Source organism: Wolbachia endosymbiont (group A) of Gymnosoma rotundatum (assembly GCF_947250765.1).
In the GTDB taxonomy this organism is placed as follows: domain Bacteria; phylum Pseudomonadota; class Alphaproteobacteria; order Rickettsiales; family Anaplasmataceae; genus Wolbachia; species Wolbachia pipientis.
In genome coordinates this window covers 1046350-1067899 of record NZ_OX366347.1, presented here as the reverse complement: position 1 = coordinate 1067899, position 21550 = coordinate 1046350, and the positions used below count along the sequence as shown (strand labels likewise).

The window sequence follows — 21550 nt, the reverse complement described above, 5'->3', positions numbered from 1 at the left end:
GCTTTATATGCACAGCAGAGCTAACTACAAAAATTATACATTTTCAAGTGATCCTAACCATATCAAAAACTACAGGGCAAAGCTGTTAGAGGAAGGCTTAATTAGTTAAAAATTTCAATCTTATGTAAAATATTGTCTTATTTTGTAATTTTCTTGTTGACTAACGAGACGATATCTACTTTTCAATAAACTCCATTTGCATTTCTTGTATATTACTTTCTATTTGCTCTATTTGTTCTATCAACCTTTCTTCTAAGTCAAGATTACCGCTCAGCCTCGCTTCGGTTCTTTCTTTTCGTAATGCATTTAATTCTTTTAGTAACACTATATTATTCCACACAATTTCTGCAGATTTTCTCTCGTTCAGTTGGCTATTTAGTACACTAGTTTTTTCAAATACATACTTTATAACGTTAAACTGTTTCAATTCTTGTAACAAAGCCTCTTTATCGAGTTTGCTTTTGTTACTTATTGCATCAATTACACGCTGTTGCAATCTTTTCATCTCATTAGTAAATTCAAAATGAGAAAATTGCTCAAAAAATATAGGACGGTTCAAGATTTCAGGAAATTCTACGGCTATACGCAAAATTACGGCCTGATTTTGCTCTGCTTCAATTAGCTCTGGAGATTTGTTATGAAGATACTCACCTTTTGTTGCTCTAGTTTTACTATTAAAAATCTGTTTTTTGAAGCTACTTCTTAGTTCACTAGCCTTATTGTAAAAATAATCTCTGTAATACCTTCTAATACTGCTGTTGCTAATAGTATTTACATATTCCATGAACTTGTGCTCAAGAATTGAATATTTTTCCGGAGCAAGTTTTTCATAATTTTGCAAATTGCTATCGATTATGTGATGCCATAAATATTCAGAATGAAGTTTTGTTGAGTGATCAAGCGCAATCAATACGTCTTCTTTCTTGTATTCCAGTTTGTTACATATATCGTATGGATCTTTATTACTCGGCAAAGTCACAAATTTTAACGTGTATCCAGGCTCTAATATTGGCAGAGCAAGTTCTGCAACTCGAGTAGCAGCATGACGTCCAGCACTATCGCCATCCATACAGATGGAGATTTCTTTAGCAAATCTCCATAGATTTTTTATCTGCTCTGCAGAAATTGCGGTACCAAGCGGAGCAACTGCATTACTAATTCCTGCTTGATGTAGCGCTATAGCGTCCATATATCCTTCAACAACGAGTATGTGCTGTTTTTTACGTATTTCGCTTAAAGCAAAGTTTAATCCGTATAAATTCTCCCTCTTCTTGAAGAGCTGACTCTCTGGACTGTTTAAATATTTCGGCTGTTGCTCAGAACTTAGCGCACGTCCGCCAAAACCAATAACTCTCCCTGCAATGCTCTGTATAGGAAATATCAGCCGGTCATAAAAATAATCATGAAAATTTTTGTTTACTAATCCAATATCAATTAAAATTTTGTCTTCAATACCTGAAGAGTTTAAATACTCTTTCAAACCAGAGCTTGGTGCATAACCTATCTTAAATTTATCTATGATTTTAGGTGAAATCTTACGCTGCTTTAAATAATCTACAACACTTTGATTTTTTTGTGCAAACCAATTTGCAGCTAAATCAAGCGCTAAAAATAGTTTATTGTTCTCTTTTGTAATACTAAGATTTTTGGGCAGTTCAACACCTGTAACCGATGCTAATTTTTCCAATGCTTCTTTAAAGCTTAATCCTTCAGTTTGTGAAATAAATTCAAATGCATCACCACTAGCTAAGCAACCAAAACAGTAATATAACCCCTTAGTATTGCTCACCGAAAAAGATGGGGTTTTTTCGTTATGAAATGGACAGAGCCCAACAAAACTATCTCCTCTTTTTATTAATCTGACTTTTTTACCTACTATGCCGGATAATAATAATTTTGATTTTATAATATCTATATGATCCATCTTGTTAAATTAGTAGTAGGATAAAAATTATATAGAATTTATACACATCTGACTCGAAATTTATTTCTATAACTAAAGCAATTTAGATTTACCAACAATGTAGCTATACAAATTCAAGAGCAATCCTGTCATCCAGGTAGCCCACAGAAACAAAAAACTTCCTTGACAAACCTCGCCAGCGCCCTTATCATGAAACTGAAGCTATTTATTTATCTTCTCTGTACAGATTAAATGACAAAAAAACTCAACGTATCTGGCGTCTCATGTTTAATTTTTTGCACTATGTGCACCTTATGTCTTTATCAAATTTCCGGGTTTTGACCTACACAAGCTGAAATACGCTTATAAAGCATTTAAAACATTAAAAAACGCCAACTTAAAAAATGGATAGTGAATAACTAGCTACCCTAGGGTTTCTTTTGCCTTTTTTTCTGTTTAGTAAATTTCTTAACGTTTATAATTTAGATTAGTTGCAGCTTAAAAGCAGCTAAATCGCGGTTATTAAGTGTTTAGAATAAAAAAACGCCATACTTGAAAGTATAATGTAAGTAATTAGCCAACCACGGGGCTTCTTTTGCCTTTTTTTTGTTTGGTAAATTTCTTAATATTTATACAGAAGGTGTCATTCCAGTGCTTGACACTGGAATCCAGTTCTTATTATACAGCTATCTGGTGTACTTATTTAAAATTAAGTTTTCTGGATCTCAGTGCCAAAGCACTGGGATGACACCCTTCCTGGCGGAGATTATTCTCAAATCACAATGTTCGTACAGTTGTGGAATGAATTGCGGTATGACGTAGGAAAACCTTAGCTATAGCTTTAGAACTCCCAAAAGGTCAGAAGCATTGAATGACTTGACAGAAAGTTCAAACCCATATAAAATGTCCTTATTTCTTATATGTTAGATGTAGTATCAATTGCCTCAGATCATGCTGGTTATGAATTAAAATCAGAAATAAAACCTTACCTGGAAACCCTAGGTTATAGAGTGGTAGATCAAGGCTGCACTGCTCAGCAAAAGTGCGTGGATTATCCAGACTATGCTGTTAAAGTTGTAGAAGATATAACAAGCAAAAAAGCAAATTATGGGATATTAATTTGTGGTACAGGTTTGGGCATGAGTACTGTGGCAAATCGTTTTGAAGGAATCTACGCTGCTTTGTGTAATAGTGTTGAAATCGCAAAATTAGCTCGCGAGCATGGCAACGCAAATGTACTGTGTCTTGGTGCAGGATTTACTGCGAGTGGATTAGCAAAAGACATAGTCAAACAATTCCTCGAAACAGAATTTTCAAAAGAAAGCAGACATAAAAAACGCCTTGATAAACTCAGCAATATAACCTCTAGGAAAAAAAAAACAAAAACTTATAACGAAGATGAAATATCAAAATTCGCTAAAATGGCAGGCCAGTGGTGGGATGAGAACGGCAAATTCAAACCATTGCACATGATGAATCCTGTTAGAGTATCTTACATTATTGAGAAAATAAAAGAGTTAAAAAAATGCAATTTAAAAGAATTATCATTGCTTGATGTCGGGTGTGGTGGTGGCATTTTGTCAGAGTCAATGGCACGCGTTGGCATTAACGTTGTGGGAATAGATGTATGTGAAGAAAACATAAAAGTAGCGCATTCACATGCAAAAAAAGTAGGGTTAAATATAGAATATATACACACCAGCATTGAAGAGCTAAGCAATGACAAGAAGTACGACGTGGTTCTGTTGATGGAAGTAGTTGAACATGTGGATAATTTAGAGCTTTTCATGAAAAAAGCGATAGAACTGCTAAAACCGAATGGGCTGATATTTATATCCACAATAAATAGAACTATCAAATCCTTTTGCCTTGCAATAATTGGTGCAGAGTACATATTAAATTGGCTGCCAAAAGGTACACATAACTGGAATAAATTTCTCAAGCCGTCAGAAATTGCAAATCACTTAAGAGAAAATAATGTAACGCTGCAAAACATGGCTGGTATGGAGTACAACGTAATAAAGCGTGAGTGGAATCTAACTAAAGGCGTGGATGTTAATTATATACTTTGTGGGGAACTCTGTTGTAAATAGTCAGATTCAGTGCATAGTAGATCTTTAATATAACAATGTTTTTTTATATAAAGTACTACTTCATTGCCACACTTTTGAAGGATTATTAGTACAACCTCCTTGATTAGTGATCATAGAGCCAGGAGGGCAACAAACATATTGTCCCTTATTATGTTTGTCAGGAGATATACCACACTGTTTACCCACAAGTTCATGCCCAGTAGCAGCAACACACTTTCCATTCTCCAAGGTTTGACCTTTAAAAAGACAACAAACTTCTTTTTCTGTTACCTTTGTTATAATTTGAGGAGCACCAAAAAACACAGCAACAAACATACCCAGTGCGAAAAGTGCAGGCCAAGGCATTCTGCCAAATATTGCAAGTAAGCTTGAACCAATTATTACCACTGTAATCATTGGTCCACCTATTCCATGAACGTAACCTATTACATTACACATTACATCTGTTGCTCCATCAGCGTGTGCATCAAATGCATAGAAAACTATAAATAGAATTACAAGAAAATTTCTCATTGTTCTTTCAATAATCATGCCTGATTGTTTCTTATTTTAATGAAATTTCAGTAAATAGCTTTTTTCAAAAATTATGCTTAACCCAATCAATATTTATTTATTACTGCCTTTTTAATACTATAATTAACTCAGTTGATTTTTATCAAAATGCGAAACCATGGAACAATTCGAGAACTTTTACATCACCACGCCAGTATATTACGTAAACGATAAGCCGCATATTGGTCATGCATACACTTCTCTCTTGTGTGACGTGGTGGCAAGGTTCATGAAACTAGCTGGGAAAAATGTCAAATTTACCACCGGTACAGATGAACATGGACAAAAAATAGAAAAAGCAGCTAAAGCAAAGGAAATGCAGCCAAAAGAATTTACAGATGAAGTGAGCGTTTCATTTAAAGAATTGGCTAAGTTCATGAATTTTCAATATGACGATTTTATTTGCACTACGGAGGAACGTCACAAAAAAGCAGTTATAGCTTTATGGAATAGACTTGAAGAGAGAGGACAAATATATTTGGATTCCTATTCGGGTTGGTATTCAGTCCGTGATGAAGCATTTTATCAAGAATCAGAGCTGATAGATGGCAAAGCACCAACAGGTGCTGAGGTTGAATGGGTAAAAGAAGAGAGCTACTTTTTTCGCTTATCAAACTGGCAAGACAAATTGCTTGAGCTATATAAAGGTCAACCAAATTTTATCTTTCCTGAGAGCCGAAAAAATGAAGTGGTATCGTTTGTAAAATCGGGACTCACTGACCTTTCAATCTCTCGTACTAGTTTTAACTGGGGAATAGAAGTACCAGGTAATGACAAGCATATAATTTATGTCTGGATAGATGCATTAACCAATTATCTTACATCAATAGGTTTCCCTAGTACTGAGGGTGAGGAATATAAAAAATTCTGGGCAAATGACAGCTCTTTCAACGTTCATGTAATCGGCAAAGACATATTGCGCTTTCACGCTGTATATTGGCCGGCGATTCTCCTTGCAGCGGATTTGCCACTACCAAAGCAAATTGCAGTTCATGGCTGGTGGTTGAACGAGGGAGAAAAAATATCCAAGTCCCTTGGTAATGTCATAGATCCAATTGGCCTCGCTCAAGAGTTTGGTATTGATCAATTACGTTATTTTCTCCTTCGAGAAGCAAGCTTCGGCCAAGATGGCAACTTTAGTAAGAAAAACATGATCAGCCGCATAAACTCAGAACTGGCAAACAATATAGGCAATTTAGTACAAAGAACAATTTCATTTTTACACAAGCAATGTTTTGGGATTGTACCAATAGTTGATAAAAATTTGTTTCAGGGAGATGAAAATTTGCCAAATTGCAAAGCTATACTAGGTCAAGTGATGGACCATTTATCAAAGTATGAATTTAACCAGATTATACTTCTAATTATCAACATCTCTTCTGAAGCCAATGCTTATATAGACAAAAGTGCACCTTGGACATTAAGCAAAACCGATAGAGAGCGCATGAACTTAGTAATCTACAAATTACTAGAATATATCAGGATAATTGGTATTTTATTGCAGCCAATTGTCCCCAAGTCAGCAGAAATGATACTCGATCAATTGCAAATTCCAAAAGAACAACGAGATTTAAAATCTTTGTGCAACGCGTGCGTAAGTTCAGGCATTACGCTGCCTAAACCTACGCCGGTTTTTTTGAGGGTTGATGCTAAAGAGGAGAAATAGTGTAAAAACTATTTCTCCTGGATGGGATTATCTTTAGTTAACGACGGTGCACACCGCTGTCTACATATTAAAGTTAGGTGCAAGTGCCTTAGTTACTTTAGCAAAATATGGTTTAGTAACATCAGCATCTATCACTACTACTTCAGTCATTGCCGACTTAACCTTTCCTAGGCTCCATGCAAACCAGCCTTGACCATTTTCTTCTTTAGTTGGCTGACTTTCTGGGCTAGAAATCTCAGTACCTTTTTCATCACCAGATTCTGCATCATAAAATACATCCTGATCCTCAGAAAGACTCATTAAATAACTTTTAGCAGCATCAACATTTAAATGATCAGGTTGCTTAGGAACGTTATCAATACTTAAATAATCCAAACTATTAGCTCGTTGCTTTTGCTCACTGGAAAGAACCTCAAGATTTAAATAATCCAAACGAGTTAGTTCTTGCATGCTAGGTTTAGATCCATCTTCACGCTTAAACTGCTCTTCCGGACTAGAAACCTTAGTACCATAAATCCTACTGTACAAGCTGCTTCCAACGCTGTTAAGTGCTTCTCTTACAGATGCAATTGACGCATCATAAGTATTTTTCAAGCCACCTCCAATACCACTAAGTGTTCCTTTTGTAGACTCAGTTGATGGCACATAATTATCGTAAGCATATTTGCCAGAATACAAGACACCATTAACTGCTTCTTTTGCAAACCAAACAGCGCTATTAACTGTTCCTTTTGCAAGCTGAACAGTGCCATCAGCAATTGCCACTTTTAATTTGTCTTCTTCTATCTTTTTATTTTTTTCAGCTAGTTGAGTTTTTTGCTCAGAACTTTTCTGCTTTTGAGTGCGTACTTGATCTTTTAACTTAGAATTTTCTTCCTCTTGAGCTTCTACTTTATTTTTTAACTTAGAATTTTCTTCCTCTTTAGCTTTTACTTCCGCTTCTTTTTTAGCTAGTTGAGTTTTTTGCCCAGAAATTGTTTGCTCTTGAGCTTTCATTTTATTTTTTAACTCAGAATTTGTTTTGTTCTCACTAATTGCTTTATACGAAAGTGCAATAGTTACAACAGAAAACACAGCATAACCAATAATAAATGGCAAGCCAACACTTAATGCTGCAACTGGAGCTAAGAAACCAATATAAGGAGCTGCAGCAAACACTCCAGATGCTAATAAAGTGAAAGTAGCCAGAGTTCCAGCTATATAATAGGGTACATTGTTTTTATTCATCATCTCACGTATTATAAAATATAATACCATTATAAAAGGATTTTTAAGAAGTTGTCAAGCTATCTTTACATAAAAAAAAATAATTGATAAACTTGGGAACAAGAAGATTGCTGCCAAGCTATGAACTATGCCTTTCCGTGTAATCTTTAAATGCACCTCTGTTAGAGTCAAAATATAGCTTCACACTGCCAATTGGTCCATTTCTCTGCTTTGCAATAATGAGCTCTGCAATGTTTCTAATTTTTTCCATTTTCTCTTGCCATTCCCGATGTTTATTGTTTCCTTCATTTGGCTGTTTTCTTAGTTCATAATACTCTTCTCTATAGAGAAACATTACTATATCTGCGTCTTGCTCTATGCTCCCTGAATCACGTAAATCAGAAAGTTGTGGTTTTTTATCATCCCTCTGCTCAACAGAACGAGAGAGCTGAGATAGTGCAACAATGGGAATATTTAGCTCCTTTGCAATTGCTTTCAAACCCTGCGTCACTTCCGAGATTTCTTGCACTCTATTTTCATTACTCCTTTTTGTTGTTCCTCTGATTAGCTGCAAATAATCAATGAATACCACTTCTACATTATATAATTGATACAGCAAGCGTATTCTGGTGCGAAGGGCACTAATTGATAGCGCAGGGGTGTCATCTATGATGAAAGGCAGTTCAGATAATTCTGTACTAGTATTGATAAATTCATGCAATTCAAAATCACTAATTCTCCCGGTTAATGCCTTATAATAACTAATTCCTGAATCTATAGTGATCAGCCTTGCAGTTAATTGCTCTGCTGACATTTCAAGCGAGAAAAACGCTACATAGTGTTGCTTATCTGCTCTTTTTTGCAACATCTTACAAGCATTAAGTGCGATGTTTAGCGCCAATGCTGTTTTACCCATAGAAGGCCTTGCAGCTAGAATTAATAAATCAGATTTTTGTAGACCACCAAGAAGCTGATTTAGATCTTGAAGTCCGGTTGTAACGCCTAGCGCTTCTGGATTGTTTTTCAGTGTGCTGATCTTCTCAACTACATCTTTAATTGAACTTGCAAGTTTTATATATGTTTTCTCACCTTGTTTTTTTACTGCTAAATTGAACAATTTTGTCATTGCTTGTTCAATTTGCGCCTGTGCAGGATTTTCAATATCGTAGTTGTAGCTATCACCAACTATTTCTTGCCCGAGCTTAATTAAACATCTCCTTAAGTAAGTATCACGGATTATTCTAGTCAAACTATAGATATCAAGCGCAATACTTGCCTTCGCTGCAAGCTTTGCTAAGTACTCTACCCCACCACATTCGGTAAACGCTTGGTCGTTCTCAAAAAACATTTTGAGGCTCAGTTCATTGGCAACTATACCGTGTTTCCTGGTTTTAGATATTTGCGTAAAAATACTTTGATGCAGTGGATCATAGAAATTTTCTGCTGTAATTGTGTCTTCAACTGCATCACAGATTCTATTATCACGAATCATTGCACCAATAAGCATCTGTTCAGCTTCTAGATTATGCGGTAATTTACATATTTCCTTGTCTACACTTCTTGAACCCAAGAGACTAGCTAATTCATTCATTTTAAGTTTTGAGAGTAACTGTTGATTATTGTAGAATATTTAGTCCTCATTTGAAAGATGTAAAGGCAAAAAAATTTGACTAATTCCGTGTTGCCTATAGCATTAAAACTTAATGCCCCTGTGGTGGAATGGTAGACACGGCAGACTCAAAATCTGTTGCTTGCAAAAGCATGCTGGTTCAAGTCCGGCCAGGGGCACGTTAAATATTGGAAAGTGTATATATGTTACATAAATTTTTTGATCGTTTATTTTCTATTTTTTCTTCTATAAATGTTATTCAAAAGGTAAAGAAAGATGAAAATGGGATATGTTATGTAACGGGCCTCAGGCGCTATATATCAGTATTGCTTGATTTAATTATTATCGTTTTGTTCTTGCAGTTTTGCAGCCAAGCCTTAAATCAGCTCTTTATGAACTCAGAGGATAGCAAAATATTAAGTCAAATTGCTGCAAAATCCCCAATGCAAGCACCACTGTCTGCGGAAGAAAAGACAACGCAGAGTAGACTTATAAAATTACTAATCCTAAATCAAATAGTCCAGTTTATTATGCTCTTTTGCTATGTAATATATATGTGGGTAAGGTTTGCTGCTACACCTGGAAAACTATTACTTGGGCTTAGAGTTGTGGATGCACAAACTTTCGAAAAGATAACTTTAAGACAAGCAACAAAGAGATTTTTTTCCTTTATATTGTCAGTTGCACCATTATTCTTGGGCTTTTTATGGTCAAATTTCAACAAACGCTGTCAAACTTGGCACGATAAGATCGCAGGCACAGTGGTTGTCACGAGTAAAAGCCTTAGAAGGCAGAGCTAAAAACTACTTGACACCCTTCGCCAGCCCCTTTATCATGATACTGAAGGTATTCATTTATCTTCAATCTGTGCAGATTAAACGACAACAGTATTACGTATTGGCGTCTTATTTTTAATTTTTTGCACTATGTGCACGCACTGGGATGACACCTCTGGGCACTGCCGTCGTAAAGGAACCAGTGTCAGCTACTCGGATGACAAAGGAGGACAGTGTCTCAGCTACTTTCATGACACCATTTGCTGTCTTTAAAAATGAATGTTCTTACAATTGTGCGTCATGCGCTTTATTAAATATTTTACTTAAAAATCTAATTTCTTATTATACAAGAGATAAGCAATTCATTGATGATGAAAAATTACAAAAAGGGGCATAGAAAGCGCCTAAGGGAGAAAATTATTTTAGATAATGGACAATCATTACTTGATTATGAGGTTTTAGAGCACATTTTATATTCAGCATACAGTAGAATTGATGTAAAGCCGATAGCAAAGAGTTTGATAGAAAATTTTGGCAGTTTGAATAAAGTTTTTAATGCTGACCTGGAAGCGCTGCAAAACGTTGATGGTGTCAGCAATGCAGCGATATCTGCCATCTTTTGTGTAAAACAAGCCTTTGTTCGTTCTGCAAGAGAAGAAATAAAAGACCTGCCTATAATCGATAACTGGGAAAAATTGCTTGATTATTTAAGAATAAGTATAGGAAGCCTCAATAAGGAAAATTTTCGCGTCATCTATATGAATAAAAAGTATCGTCTAATAGCGGAAGACCTGCAAAATATTGGTACAGTAGATCAAACTCCTCTTTATGTCAGAGAGATCATCAAGCGCGCACTTTTGATTGGTTCAACATCCATTGTAATATCTCACAATCATCCAAGCAGAGATACACAACCTTCAAATAGCGATATATCTCTCACTAGACAACTAGCAGAAGCTTGCCAAAGTATAGGAATAGAATTAATAGATCACATTATTATTACATTCAGTAGCTATTTTAGTTTCAAGGAAAATAGGTTGTTGTGAAAGCCTTTATAGCTACAGTAACTTAGATTTACCGACAATCGTCATTCTGCTACGTGTTAGCGGGATCTATCTGCGGCGGCATGACGGTAAGTTTTATTGTGGTATGATGGTGTAGTATAATGTTGGTAAACCTCAGTTACTTTAGCTATAAACGATTAAGATGAAGTTATCATATATCTATATACTTACAAATAAAGCTAATAGCACATTATATATTGGTGTAACTGCAAATTTGATCAAGAGGATTTGGGAACGCAAAAACAAAATTGTTTCAGGTTTTACATCAAGATATAATGTAAATAAACTTGTATATTTTGAAGAGTTTGAAGATATAAGTTTAGCTATTGCAAGAGAAAGGCGCCTGAAAGAATGGCCAAGGCAGTGGAAAATTAATTTGATCAATCAAAAGAATCCTAGCTGGATTGACTTATATTACTTAGCTTTAAGATAGCTATGCTGAGATCCCGCTAACACGTAGCGGGATGACGAGAAAGGAGCAGCAGGATAACGGTTGAGTAATTCGTCATCCCGCTACTTGTTAGTGGCTGAGATACCGCGGCGGTATGACGGTTTGCGGTGGTATGACAGTTAAGTAATTCGTCATCCCGCTACTTGTTAGCGGGATCTATCCGCAGCGGTATGACGTAGGACTGCTGTCATTCCGCTACGTGTTAGCGGCTGAGATACCGCGAATGAATCGCGGTATGACGGTCTGCGGCGGTATGACGGTTCGCGGTGGTATGACGTAGTAGCTATTTCTTGCAATCAAGTTTCGTTAAAAGTCAGATTGAATGGTTAAATCTTCCACCCAAATAACCACGCACTCTACTTGCTTGTTTGGATATATTTCTTGTACTAAGGTTTTATAGATTAACATCTGTTTTTTTATTTCATTTAATAAGGAAACAGAAACGTTACGGTGTGATTTGTAGTCAATTATGATTGCTTTATCTTGCGTTATGCATAGCCTATCTAGTCGTACTAATACTGACTTGCCATCAATTGTTCCACTCAGTGTAATCTCTGATTTGCCTTCCAAGTCAAACAAATAGCCATATTTTTCATTAAAGGCTAATATTTTACTGTAAATTTCATCCTTATCTTCGCTGATGTTATCAAGGTATTTTCTGACCCAATTTTTTCTCCTTTCTTTTTCTATCTTGGGCATATACTGCAATATGCTGTGAATAATCAGGCCTCTTGCATAACCATCTGTCATCCAAGTAGCTGACACTGGGATCCATTCTGCTCCTTCTTTTTCACTGGATTCCAGCGTCACGCGCTGGGATGACACCGAAGAGTGGGCTAAAGCTGGTGGAAGGGAAATGACCGGAACGTCAAAGTAATCACGTTTTTTATAAATGTAAGGGTAGTTTGCGTTCACACATAGCACTTCAACTTTTTCTTTAAATATTGGCTGTAAGTATGCTTGTTTCTTTTCATATGGTTCTCCATACTTAGTGATTAGATCATACCAAGAGCCCTTTTGCACTGGCTCTTTACCTAAAATATACAACTCATCTTCAGCACGCGTGAGTGCTACGTATAATAAACGCAAATATTCATTATAATCCTCTAATTTTTTCTCTCTTTTTACTTGATCACAATAAGCGTTATTGTTTTTTCCACACCAAAATGGTGCTTCCGTTCCATCAAAGATAATGCTTTCACTGTTTCTTGGCACTGTGTTTGTATCAACCAAAAATACTATGGGAACTTGCAGACCTTTTGATTTGTGAATTGTCATTATTCGTACAGCATTGCGTTCTGATTGCATATCATTCTTAATCTCCGGATTATTCTCCTTGATCCATTGAACAAACGCTTGAAGAGATGGGTTTTCAAATTGCAACACGAGGTTCATAAATTCGTCTAGGACCTCAAAGCACTCAAGACCTAGCCTTGCAGCAAATTTTTTCTTACCTGTACGCAATATATGCGTAAATAGTGCAAGAGGGGATTCTGTGCGAGATAAGTTAATGAGATAGTTTAATTCACTATAGATAACCACAGAATAATCCTGAATTCTTTCCCATAGTGAATGCTCTTTACGATTATATGCAATGTTAAATAAATCATCCTCGGTAAAATTGAATAACGGTGATTTTAAAGCATTTGCAAGAGCTAGATCATTTGCCTGGAGGAGTAAAAATTCGGCCAAAGCTATTAAGTCCTGCACGGCTATATAGTCCATAATTCTAAAATAATCTCGGCCTACAACTGGCACGTTTGCTTTTTTAAGTTCGCTTATTATGTAATCAACTAACACGTTTCGTTGTCGCACCAAAATCATAATGTCTCTTGGCTCTATATGGCGATCTTTAGCGACTAAAATTCGCCCTTCATTTAACCAATTGTAAATTCTGTTGGCTATTGTTTGAGCAAGTAATCGGTCTGCTATTATATAATTTTCCCTGCATGTCAGAGGAATTTGTAAAGCTTGCTGTTCTTTCTCTTTGCGCCTTGGTAACGCTGGCCAAATTTCAATATATCCTTGGTCATTTTCTCTATGTGGAACATGTTTTATTTCATTATCATTAAAAGATATTTCTGCGCGGAAGTTATTAAATATTCTATCTACAAGCATCAAAACTTCTGGAGTTGAACGAAATGACTTTTCAAGTTGGCATGATATCCAATCTCTACCACCAGTTTTCGTATGAAAGTATTGTTGCATGTAGTTGAATAAATGGGGATTTGCTCCTTGAAATCTGTATATGGATTGTTTTACGTCACCAACTACAAATAAGGTTCGCTTTTCATCATTACCGGCAAAAAATTCATCGCAGAGATTTGTTATAATTTTCCACTGGCTGATGCTATTGTCTTGTGCCTCATCAACAAGGATGTGATCTATTTTTTGATCCAAGTTAAACAATATCCAATCTTTATAGTTTGGATTGCTGAGAAGATTTGTTGCTAAGTTGATTATATCATTGTAGTCAAGCAGTGCATTTTTTGATTTTTCACTATTATATAAATCAACATATACTTTAAATATACCAAGTAAGCTACTGGTTCTCTTGAATATTTGATAAGAGTTCATGTCTCTTATATGGGTAAATACTACATTCTGAACGCTCTCTATTATTTGCTCTGCATCTTTGAATTTCTCCAAAATACTTTTTGTTGCAATGGATGATATGCTCTTTTTTTCGTGCGATTCTGATTTGAGAAATACCTTGGCTAGGTTTTCTATTTTGGTGTCATTCCACTTTATTCCGGTGTCATCCGAGTAGCTGACACTGGTTCTTTTTTTCTGGATTCCAGCTGGGATGACAGTAGAATAAAGTATTTCACTATAACTCTGATCTCTTTTACTGCCTTCACTTAATATCTCGGCTAGTCTTCCCACGTGCTCAATTGTTTCACTCTGTAAGTCATGAATTTCATCTGGGGCGCTCAATTTATCTTTGATATATTTCGAATCATTTGCTGACATCGATCTTTTTACACATAAAGTATAAAGCAAATCGCGTAGTTTATTTTCATCAATTTCAGTTGCAATAAGGTTGATATCATCCTGCACAGTTTCGTTATGAAGCACTTTATTGAATATGATGGAATGTAATTCTTTACATTCACTCAGCGTGCAATTTGGAGCAATGCCAGCTTCTATAGGAAAGCTGGAGATTAATTTGTAACAGAAAGCGTGTATGGTTTGTATAGTTAGACCAAGATTTTCCAGTTCAGAGAAAAGCCTTCTTGCTCTTGTTAAATAATCTTTATTTTTTCTGGATCCCAGTGTCACGCACTGGGATGACAAGTAGGGGTGCTGAGATCCCAGTGTCACGCACTGGGATGACATTGGAAAGAAATCTAGTTGTTCTAGATCTGCTGCCAACACACTATCTGAACATATTGCCCACTTACTGAGTATGCTGTGAATGCGATTCTCCATTTCGTTTGCTGCAGCATTGGTGAATGTTAAGCAAAGAATATTTCTTTTGTTTTCTAATAAAAGTCTCAATACTCTGTCTATTAAGATTTTTGTTTTGCCTGTACCAGCGGACGCATTTACCCACACAGAGAAATTAGGATTTATGGCATTTGATCTCATCAGAAGTGCGAGAACCTTATAAAAGTTGACTAGAATAGCATTATACATATAATGTAAAAATAGTGTTAGTGAAGATATATAATGAAAAGTTTTTGTGTAAAGGCGCCTGCAAAAATCAATCTTTTTTTGCATGTTGTAGACAAAAAAGAAACAGGGTATCACTTGATTGAAGGTTTATTTGTCTTTGCTAATCTCTCTAATTTTTTGGAAATAAAAGTAGGTGAGAAGGATTCTAGATACGATAACTCTACAGTTGAATTTATAAACTCCGAGTCTAAAATAAATAACCAATATAACACTGTAATGAAAGCGGTTAATCTGCTGCTTAGGCATGCTCCTGTACGCACTAAAGTCACTGTAAAGGTTGTAAAAAACATACCAATTGCTGCAGGACTTGGTAGCGGATCCTCAGATGCTGGAGCTGTGGTACGTACGCTAGGGAAGCTGTGGGAGATTGATAGGACGATTTTAAATGAAATAGCCTTAAACGTTGGTGCTGATGTTCCCGCAAGCGTAGATAGCAAGCCAGTTTTTGTTAGAGGTATTGGCGAAGAATTATGCCACATTAAAAAATTCTCTTTACCTACAAATGTGGTGCTTGTGAAACCGAAAAAAAGGTTTTTGAGTACACCAGAGGTATTTTCCAAACATGAAGGAAAATTTTCTGAGCCAATTAAATGGAGCGATGACGCTGAAAAGGATTTGTTGAAGCTTCTTAAAGAGACGAGAAACGATCTTCAAGAAATAGCAATAAGCTTTGTACCTGAAATTAAGGATGTGATATCAACACTTGAGTCACAAGAAGGCTCTATACTTTCTCGCATGTCAGGCAGTGGTGTATCATGTTTTGGAATATTCGATAGTGAGGAAAATGCAAAAGCTGCTGCAGTTAATATCGGAAAAAAGCAACCAGAATGGTGGGTATGTGACACTCAATTAATAGTTTGACTTATGGATGTAACTCCCTTAATTTCCGAGAATAAAAATCTTATAAATGGTTACAGGGAAGGAAAATTTTTGGTAAACAATCAAGAATATTATGGCTCAATTATAATTTTTCCTGAAAAGGTGATAAAATTGAAAGAAAGTGATATAAACAGCAAGGAGTATTTTGAATCTTTTTTAACAGAGGAAATAGAAATTTTGATAATAGGTACTGGTAAAACACGCAATATACCAAGTTCTTCAGTGAAGTCCTATCTTATGGAACAAAAAGGTTTAAATTTTGAATTTATGACAACAGGTTCTGCATGCAGAACCCATAATGTTCTGATATCCGAAGATAGATTTGTTGTCAGTTATCTAATAGCCATATAGCATGCTTACCCAGGACTTTTTCATCAATAGTCTAGTTGCAGTAGTTGTAATTAGCCTAGTAACAGGCGCTTTAGGATCGTTTATGATATGGCAAAGGTTATCTTATCTTGGTGATAGTTTGTCCCATTCTTCGTTGCTTGGTGTTGCACTTGCTTTAATCTTTAAGATTAGCCCATCGCTTAGCATAATGCTCATTGCAATTACATTTGCTATACTACTTTCTCTTAATTTTAACAGATTATATTCTGCTGATACGATATTGAACATTGTTACCAATGTAGTTTTATCATCGAGTTTAATACTTATGTCTTTTCTTCCATCTGGCAATAATAGTATTATTAGCTCACTGTTTGGTGATATATTAACGCTCGATCAAAGTGATATAGTATTGATTTTTTTAACCTCTCTAATAGTTACTTTGATATTAATATTTAGATGGCGTTATTGGTTAATGATTTCAATTAATCAAGATTTAGCAGTAGTTGAGAAGATTAATGTCAATTTTGTGAGACTAGAATTTTTAATCACTCTTGCTATATTTATAGCAATTGCTGCCCAATTAATAGGAATATTACTCATTGCTGCATTTTTGCTAATACCAGCAGCATCTGCAAGGCTCATTTCGAAAACTCCGATGCAGATGATTATTGTTGCAACAGTTTTTTCTGTGATTTCTGGGATATCAGGTCTCATGTTATCTGCAAGTTTTGATTTGTTAACTGGTCCTGCAATTATACTTGTTGCAGCCGTATATTTAATTATCGCTTATTTTATAAGGCTAGTATTAAGCAGGTTGGCTTAATTTTAATCTCGAATGTTAATAATTTTGTAATATACTCATTATAAAACATCACTATCTTAGCACAAAATAGTTTTTGCTATACTATTATTTATATGCTAATGATAAGTTGTTAATTTTATGGAGTAAGCAATATGAGCGAAGAAGGATTTTTTTCCAAATATATATCTCAACCTGTGAAAAAATTTTATAATTATATTACAGGAAAAACAGAAGAGTCGGATAATGTGCAGAGTACGGCAGATGATATTGTACAAGAAAGCTCAGAGTCTTTGGACACTCATGTACAATCAAATGAGAATGATATCATATAGGTGGCATGAGGGTTACACCATCCAAAGTTAAAAGATTCCTAGAGAAACCTGACGCTTTAAGTGGTGTGTTAATTCATGGAAGTGATAACAGTAGGGTTGATTTTTATGTACAAGAAATAATTGCTAATTTGGGTGAGTATTCAGTTCAGGTGATGGATTTTGCAATAGTGAATAAGTCACCCAGTTTACTGTTTTCTGAATTGGCAAACGTTTCGATGTTTACCAGCAAAAAATTAATTAAGCTGATAAATGTGAGTGGAGGTATATCCAAAGAGTTAAAAAACGTATTGGATTATAATGCAAGTGGTCATTATGTAATGATGACAGCAACTGATCTTCCACACAATTCTGCAACCAAAAGTTATATGGAGAGTTCAAAAATTTTTGGTGTAATTGCTTGCTATAAGGACAGCAACAGTAATCTTTATGATATTATATCAAGTTACTTAAAACAAAATGATATAAAATGCACAAATGAGATAATCTACCATTTGCAATCTTACTTTAATCATAGCAAGCTGCCTATATGTTCAGAACTTGAGAAGTTAGTTTTATACTTAGGGGAGAGAAAAGACCTAAAACTTACTGATATAGAATTATGCTTTTCAACTTCCGGCAACGACTATGCTACACTTGATGATCTATGCTCTGCCATAGCAAGTAAAGATATGTCGCGCTTCATTAGAATTTCTGATGCATTGATATCGCAAGAAAATTTTTCACCGATAGCGCTAATTCGCATTATATCAAATTATTTCCTACGCCTTGAAAACGTTTTGCTGTCAGTGCAAGGTGGAATGAGTGAGCAGGCTGCGATTGATCAGCTAAGCCCTCCATTGTTTTTTAAACAATTGCAGAGTTTTAAATCTCATTTGAAAAGTTTGCAACTTTCAGAACTTAAGAAGATCTTGGAAAAATTGATAAGCTTAGAAGTTACCTGTAAAAAAACTGATTTAGATCATAAAATGATTTTTCAACATGCACTGACGGGTAGCTGACTACTCGGATCCAGCCTTTCTTATAATTTCATCAAAATGTTGTATTTTAACATAAAATAGCTGCTTTTATGCCTACCAAAATTCATTCTTTAGTGTGTGTCTCACAAGTATTCTTTGCTAATAGGATATTTTCGAATATAATTGAATATAACTAGATAAAAATACAGATATGTTTGACATTTCAAAAATTGTAATAACACCTGAAATGTTAAAATTAGTTGCTGAAATTGATGAATTTAAAGGAGCATGGCAATTGTTTGGTAATTTAGCTCCAGAACGTTTACAAATGCTCAAGAAAATTGCAACAATTGAAAGTATTGGTTCTTCTACTCGTATTGAAGGGGCAAGATTATCAGACCGTGAAGTTGAGCAATTACTATCCAAACTTGATACACGCTCATTTCGTTCTCTAGATGAACGAGAAATAGCCGGATATGCGTATGTGTGTGAAGAAGTATTTCAAAACTTTAACAAGATGCCATTTACAGAAAACACTATAAAACAGTTTCACATCTGGCTTTTACAATTTTCATATAAAGATCAAAGGCACATGGGAGAATATAAAAAATTCCCCAATCATGTTGAAGCGTTTGATGAATCTGGAAAAAGCTTGGGCATAGTTTTTGAAACAGCCTCTCCATTTGAGACAGCAACACAAATGCAAGAACTTATTTATTGGACTAGCCAGCAATTAGAGGTGAAATCGTTACACCCTCTATTAATTATTGGCATTTTTATAGTTACTTTTTTAGCTATTCATCCCTTCCAGGATGGAAATGGCAGATTATCACGCATTCTCACAACTTTCTTGTTACTAAAGTTAGGGTATATCTATGTACCTTACAGTTCCCTTGAAAGTATAATTGAAAGTAATAAGGAGAGTTACTACTTAGCTTTGCGTCGTACTCAACAATCCTTGAAGACGAGCAGCTATGATTTTAATCCATGGCTTATATTCTTTTTAAGGTCACTACAAAAGCAAAAATTTCATCTTGAACAAAAGGTGTCACATGAAAAAGTGTTAAATCTCTATTTACCACCACTTTCTGCTAAAGTATTAGCACTACTCAGCAAACATGGACGTCTTACAATTAAGGATTTGGAAAATATTACTAAAGCAAACTGCAATACCTTAAAGAAGCACGTATCTAATCTCGTAAAGAGTAATCACATCACTCAGCATGGAAAAGGCAAAGCAACCTGGTATGTAATATAGAGCTCAATAGGATATGTATTCATTTTGAATTGTTAAATTATTCAGCTATAGAATATAGATCACAGCTGTACAAACATTGTAGTTTGAGCCCACTAGATCCCAGTGCCCTATTCTTGTCATCCCAGTGCCCAGACACTGGGATCCAGAAAAGTTTGCTTGTAAGCAAGCAAACTAGCATAGAAAGTGGTTACAACGTTTTCGATGAGATTGCAGAAAGGCTAGATTCCAGACTGGAATGACATCGTTCACTATGTACCATATTGCAATAGTTGTGGTCAAGGCACTGGGATCTGAAATTGCAGTGTTCGTACAGCTATAGAATATAGATCAGAAGTGACAGAGCTTAAAAAAAGGCCTAACATTCTTAATAAACGTAAAAAGCTTTATGAAAATCAGAGTTGGAGTAATAGGCTGCTTAGGCAGAATGGGCAAAAAAATACTCAATGAATTAATTACAAATACCAAAGTGGAAATAGCAGGTGCTGTTGCCCGTTCAGGCAGTAAGTACATAGATTCAGATATTGGACCAATTATAGCCAATCTAGGAATCAAGGTTACAAGTTCTATTAGTGGCATATTTGAGTCATCTGACGTTGTAATAGATTTTACAACTAAAGAATGTATGTTAGACTGCCTTAAAGCAGCTGTAAAATTTAAAACACCGCTGGTTAGTGGCACAACTGGAATAGAAGGTGTCGATTTGAAAGAATATGCTGCTGAAGTTCCAATATTATGGTCAGCAAATATGAGTGTTGGGGTTAATGTGTTGCTGAAATTGGTAAAAAAAGCTGCTGAGCTTTTAGGTAATGAATATGACGTTGAGATTTGGGAAATGCATCATAACTTAAAAAAGGATTCACCATCTGGAACAGCTATAGAACTTGGCAAAACAATTGCTAACGCTTCAAAAGTGGATTTTCAGTCCAATCAATATTTACATAGTGGTTCAAACATAAGGAAAAAGGGGGGAATAGGTTTTGCAGTATCTCGTGGAGGTGGAGTAATAGGAGATCACAGCGTGATGTTTGTTAATTCTGATGAACGGATAGAACTAAACCACAAAGCAATTGATCGCACAACATTTGCTAGAGGAGCTGTTCAAGCAGCAGTATGGCTATACGAAAATAAAAGAGAAATTCCGGGGCTCTATTCAATGCAGGATGTGATATGAGCAATACACGTGCCTCTGTTAAAGATTTAAATCTCTGGTACGGCTCTAAGCAAGTTTTATTCGATATAAATTTGAATATTTATAAAAGAAAAGTTACTACTTTTATCGGACCATCCGGGTGCGGTAAATCAACATTTTTGCGTTGTTTTAATCGTATGAATGACTATGTACCAGGTTGCAAAACTGTTGGTGAATTAGATATCGATGGGCTGGGTGATATATATTCACGCGATATGGATGTTGTACTACTTAGAGCAAAAGTTGGTATGGTATTTCAAAAGCCAAATCCTTTTCCAAAATCAATATATGATAATGTTGCTTATGGGCCAAAATTGCATGGTATGGCGAAGGATAAGCAAAAATTGAATGAGATGGTGGAAAATAGTTTAACCAAGGTTGGTTTATGGGAAGAATTGAAGGACAGATTGCAAGATAGCGCACTCAATTTATCCGGTGGCCAACAACAGAGGCTATGCATCGCTCGCGCAATTGCAGTGAAGCCAACTATTTTATTAATGGATGAACCGTGCTCTGCTCTTGATCCAATGGCAACCAATGCAATCGAAAATCTTATACAAGAGCTGAAATTAAGATTTACTATAATTATGGTGACTCATTCAATGAAGCAAGCTAAAAAGTTATCTGATAGTGTAATTTTCTTTCATAATGGCAGAATTGTTGAGTCTGGAAGCACTCAAGAAATATTCGAAAATGCTCAATCTCCCTTAACAAAGGAGTATATCCTGGATCATTAAATTTCTGACCTTACCCAGAAAAAGTGGAGAGAAAGAAAAGAGTTTTTTCGGGTAAAATAGAATTTTGGA

At 35.5% G+C, this 21550-nt stretch carries 20 protein-coding genes, 1 tRNA gene and 1 pseudogene; 16 read left to right on the top strand and 6 right to left on the bottom strand.

Annotation, left to right across the window (positions count from 1 at the left end; translation table 11 throughout):
* Positions 1–175 precede the first annotated feature (175 nt).
* Positions 176–1924 (bottom strand): DNA primase, encoded by a 1749-nt coding sequence (gene dnaG, locus OOK97_RS05345; RefSeq protein WP_264705110.1) that lies wholly within the window; start codon positions 1922–1924, stop codon positions 176–178.
* A gap of 614 nt (positions 1925–2538) precedes the next feature.
* Positions 2539–2628: pseudogene (locus OOK97_RS07450) on the bottom strand (WPE palindromic element domain-containing protein); the annotation flags it as partial.
* Between the two features lie 195 nt (positions 2629–2823).
* Between OOK97_RS07450 and ubiG the strand changes: the two are divergent.
* Positions 2824–3996, top strand: a complete 1173-nt coding sequence (ubiG, locus tag OOK97_RS05340) for a bifunctional 2-polyprenyl-6-hydroxyphenol methylase/3-demethylubiquinol 3-O-methyltransferase UbiG (RefSeq protein WP_264705109.1) — start codon at positions 2824–2826, stop codon at positions 3994–3996.
* A gap of 60 nt (positions 3997–4056) precedes the next feature.
* On the opposite strand, the gene OOK97_RS07445 is transcribed toward ubiG, so the two are convergent.
* Positions 4057–4509 (bottom strand): TrbC/VirB2 family protein, encoded by a 453-nt coding sequence (locus OOK97_RS07445; RefSeq protein ID WP_264705108.1) that lies wholly within the window; start codon positions 4507–4509, stop codon positions 4057–4059.
* A 157-nt stretch (positions 4510–4666) separates the two neighbouring features.
* Between OOK97_RS07445 and metG the strand changes: the two genes are divergently transcribed.
* On the top strand, positions 4667–6214 hold the full coding sequence (metG, locus tag OOK97_RS05330) for a methionine--tRNA ligase (protein ID WP_264705107.1): 1548 nt from the start codon (positions 4667–4669) through the stop codon (positions 6212–6214).
* Positions 6215–6274: 60 nt separating this feature from the next.
* On the opposite strand, the gene OOK97_RS05325 is transcribed toward metG, so the two are convergent.
* Both OOK97_RS05325 and OOK97_RS05320 read right to left on the bottom strand, forming a co-directional pair.
* Entirely contained in the window at positions 6275–7444 is a 1170-nt protein-coding gene (locus OOK97_RS05325; protein WP_264705106.1) for a hypothetical protein, read from the bottom strand.
* A gap of 115 nt (positions 7445–7559) precedes the next feature.
* Positions 7560–9011 carry a replicative DNA helicase gene (locus OOK97_RS05320; protein WP_182320382.1) on the bottom strand — a complete coding sequence of 484 codons (1452 nt, stop codon included), beginning with the start codon at positions 9009–9011 and terminating at the stop codon, positions 7560–7562.
* A 114-nt stretch (positions 9012–9125) separates the two neighbouring features.
* On the opposite strand from OOK97_RS05320, the gene OOK97_RS05315 reads away from it, so the two are divergent.
* The 5 genes from OOK97_RS05315 to OOK97_RS05295 all read left to right on the top strand — a co-directional run bounded on the left by OOK97_RS05315 (position 9126) and on the right by OOK97_RS05295 (position 11302).
* Positions 9126–9208 (top strand) — tRNA-Leu (locus tag OOK97_RS05315).
* A gap of 24 nt (positions 9209–9232) precedes the next feature.
* Positions 9233–9829 carry an RDD family protein gene (locus OOK97_RS05310; protein WP_064124935.1) on the top strand — a complete coding sequence of 199 codons (597 nt, stop codon included), beginning with the start codon at positions 9233–9235 and terminating at the stop codon, positions 9827–9829.
* A 142-nt stretch (positions 9830–9971) separates the two neighbouring features.
* A complete protein-coding gene (locus OOK97_RS05305) occupies positions 9972–10202 on the top strand; it encodes a hypothetical protein (RefSeq protein WP_041573522.1) in 231 nt (76 codons plus the stop codon).
* Positions 10177–10851 (top strand): RadC family protein, encoded by a 675-nt coding sequence (gene radC, locus OOK97_RS05300; protein ID WP_006280440.1) that lies wholly within the window; start codon positions 10177–10179, stop codon positions 10849–10851. Before OOK97_RS05305 ends, radC begins: the two co-directional genes overlap by 26 nt.
* A 160-nt stretch (positions 10852–11011) precedes the next feature.
* Positions 11012–11302: a GIY-YIG nuclease family protein gene (locus tag OOK97_RS05295; protein WP_264705105.1), complete on the top strand. Its 291-nt coding sequence runs from the start codon at positions 11012–11014 to the stop codon at positions 11300–11302.
* Between the two features lie 324 nt (positions 11303–11626).
* Here OOK97_RS05295 and OOK97_RS05290 read toward each other — a convergent pair whose 3' ends face one another.
* A complete protein-coding gene (locus OOK97_RS05290) occupies positions 11627–14911 on the bottom strand; it encodes a UvrD-helicase domain-containing protein (protein WP_264705104.1) in 3285 nt (1094 codons plus the stop codon).
* Positions 14912–14992: 81 nt separating this feature from the next.
* Between OOK97_RS05290 and OOK97_RS05285 the strand changes: the two genes are divergently transcribed.
* The 9 genes from OOK97_RS05285 to pstB all read left to right on the top strand — a co-directional run bounded on the left by OOK97_RS05285 (position 14993) and on the right by pstB (position 21481).
* On the top strand, positions 14993–15859 hold the full coding sequence (locus OOK97_RS05285; protein ID WP_006280386.1) for a 4-(cytidine 5'-diphospho)-2-C-methyl-D-erythritol kinase: 867 nt from the start codon (positions 14993–14995) through the stop codon (positions 15857–15859).
* Between the two features lie 3 nt (positions 15860–15862).
* Positions 15863–16228: an Mth938-like domain-containing protein gene (locus OOK97_RS05280; protein WP_264705103.1), complete on the top strand. Its 366-nt coding sequence runs from the start codon at positions 15863–15865 to the stop codon at positions 16226–16228.
* A 1-nt stretch (position 16229) separates the two neighbouring features.
* Positions 16230–17030 carry a metal ABC transporter permease gene (locus OOK97_RS05275; protein WP_264705102.1) on the top strand — a complete coding sequence of 267 codons (801 nt, stop codon included), beginning with the start codon at positions 16230–16232 and terminating at the stop codon, positions 17028–17030.
* A 131-nt stretch (positions 17031–17161) separates the two neighbouring features.
* A complete protein-coding gene (locus OOK97_RS05270) occupies positions 17162–17341 on the top strand; it encodes a hypothetical protein (protein WP_007548716.1) in 180 nt (59 codons plus the stop codon).
* Positions 17342–17346: 5 nt separating this feature from the next.
* Positions 17347–18339, top strand: coding sequence for a DNA polymerase III subunit delta (gene holA / locus OOK97_RS05265; protein ID WP_264705101.1), 993 nt, complete (start codon positions 17347–17349; stop codon positions 18337–18339).
* A 169-nt stretch (positions 18340–18508) separates the two neighbouring features.
* Entirely contained in the window at positions 18509–19555 is a 1047-nt protein-coding gene (locus OOK97_RS05260) for a Fic family protein (protein ID WP_010082541.1), read from the top strand.
* Positions 19556–19638: 83 nt separating this feature from the next.
* Positions 19639–19794: a hypothetical protein gene (locus OOK97_RS05255; protein ID WP_264705100.1), complete on the top strand. Its 156-nt coding sequence runs from the start codon at positions 19639–19641 to the stop codon at positions 19792–19794.
* Positions 19795–19940: 146 nt separating this feature from the next.
* Entirely contained in the window at positions 19941–20726 is a 786-nt protein-coding gene (gene dapB, locus OOK97_RS05250; RefSeq protein ID WP_010962542.1) for a 4-hydroxy-tetrahydrodipicolinate reductase, read from the top strand.
* Entirely contained in the window at positions 20723–21481 is a 759-nt protein-coding gene (gene pstB / locus OOK97_RS05245; protein WP_065094809.1) for a phosphate ABC transporter ATP-binding protein PstB, read from the top strand. The genes dapB and pstB overlap by 4 nt, the downstream gene beginning before the upstream one ends.
* Positions 21482–21550: the final 69 nt, after the last annotated feature.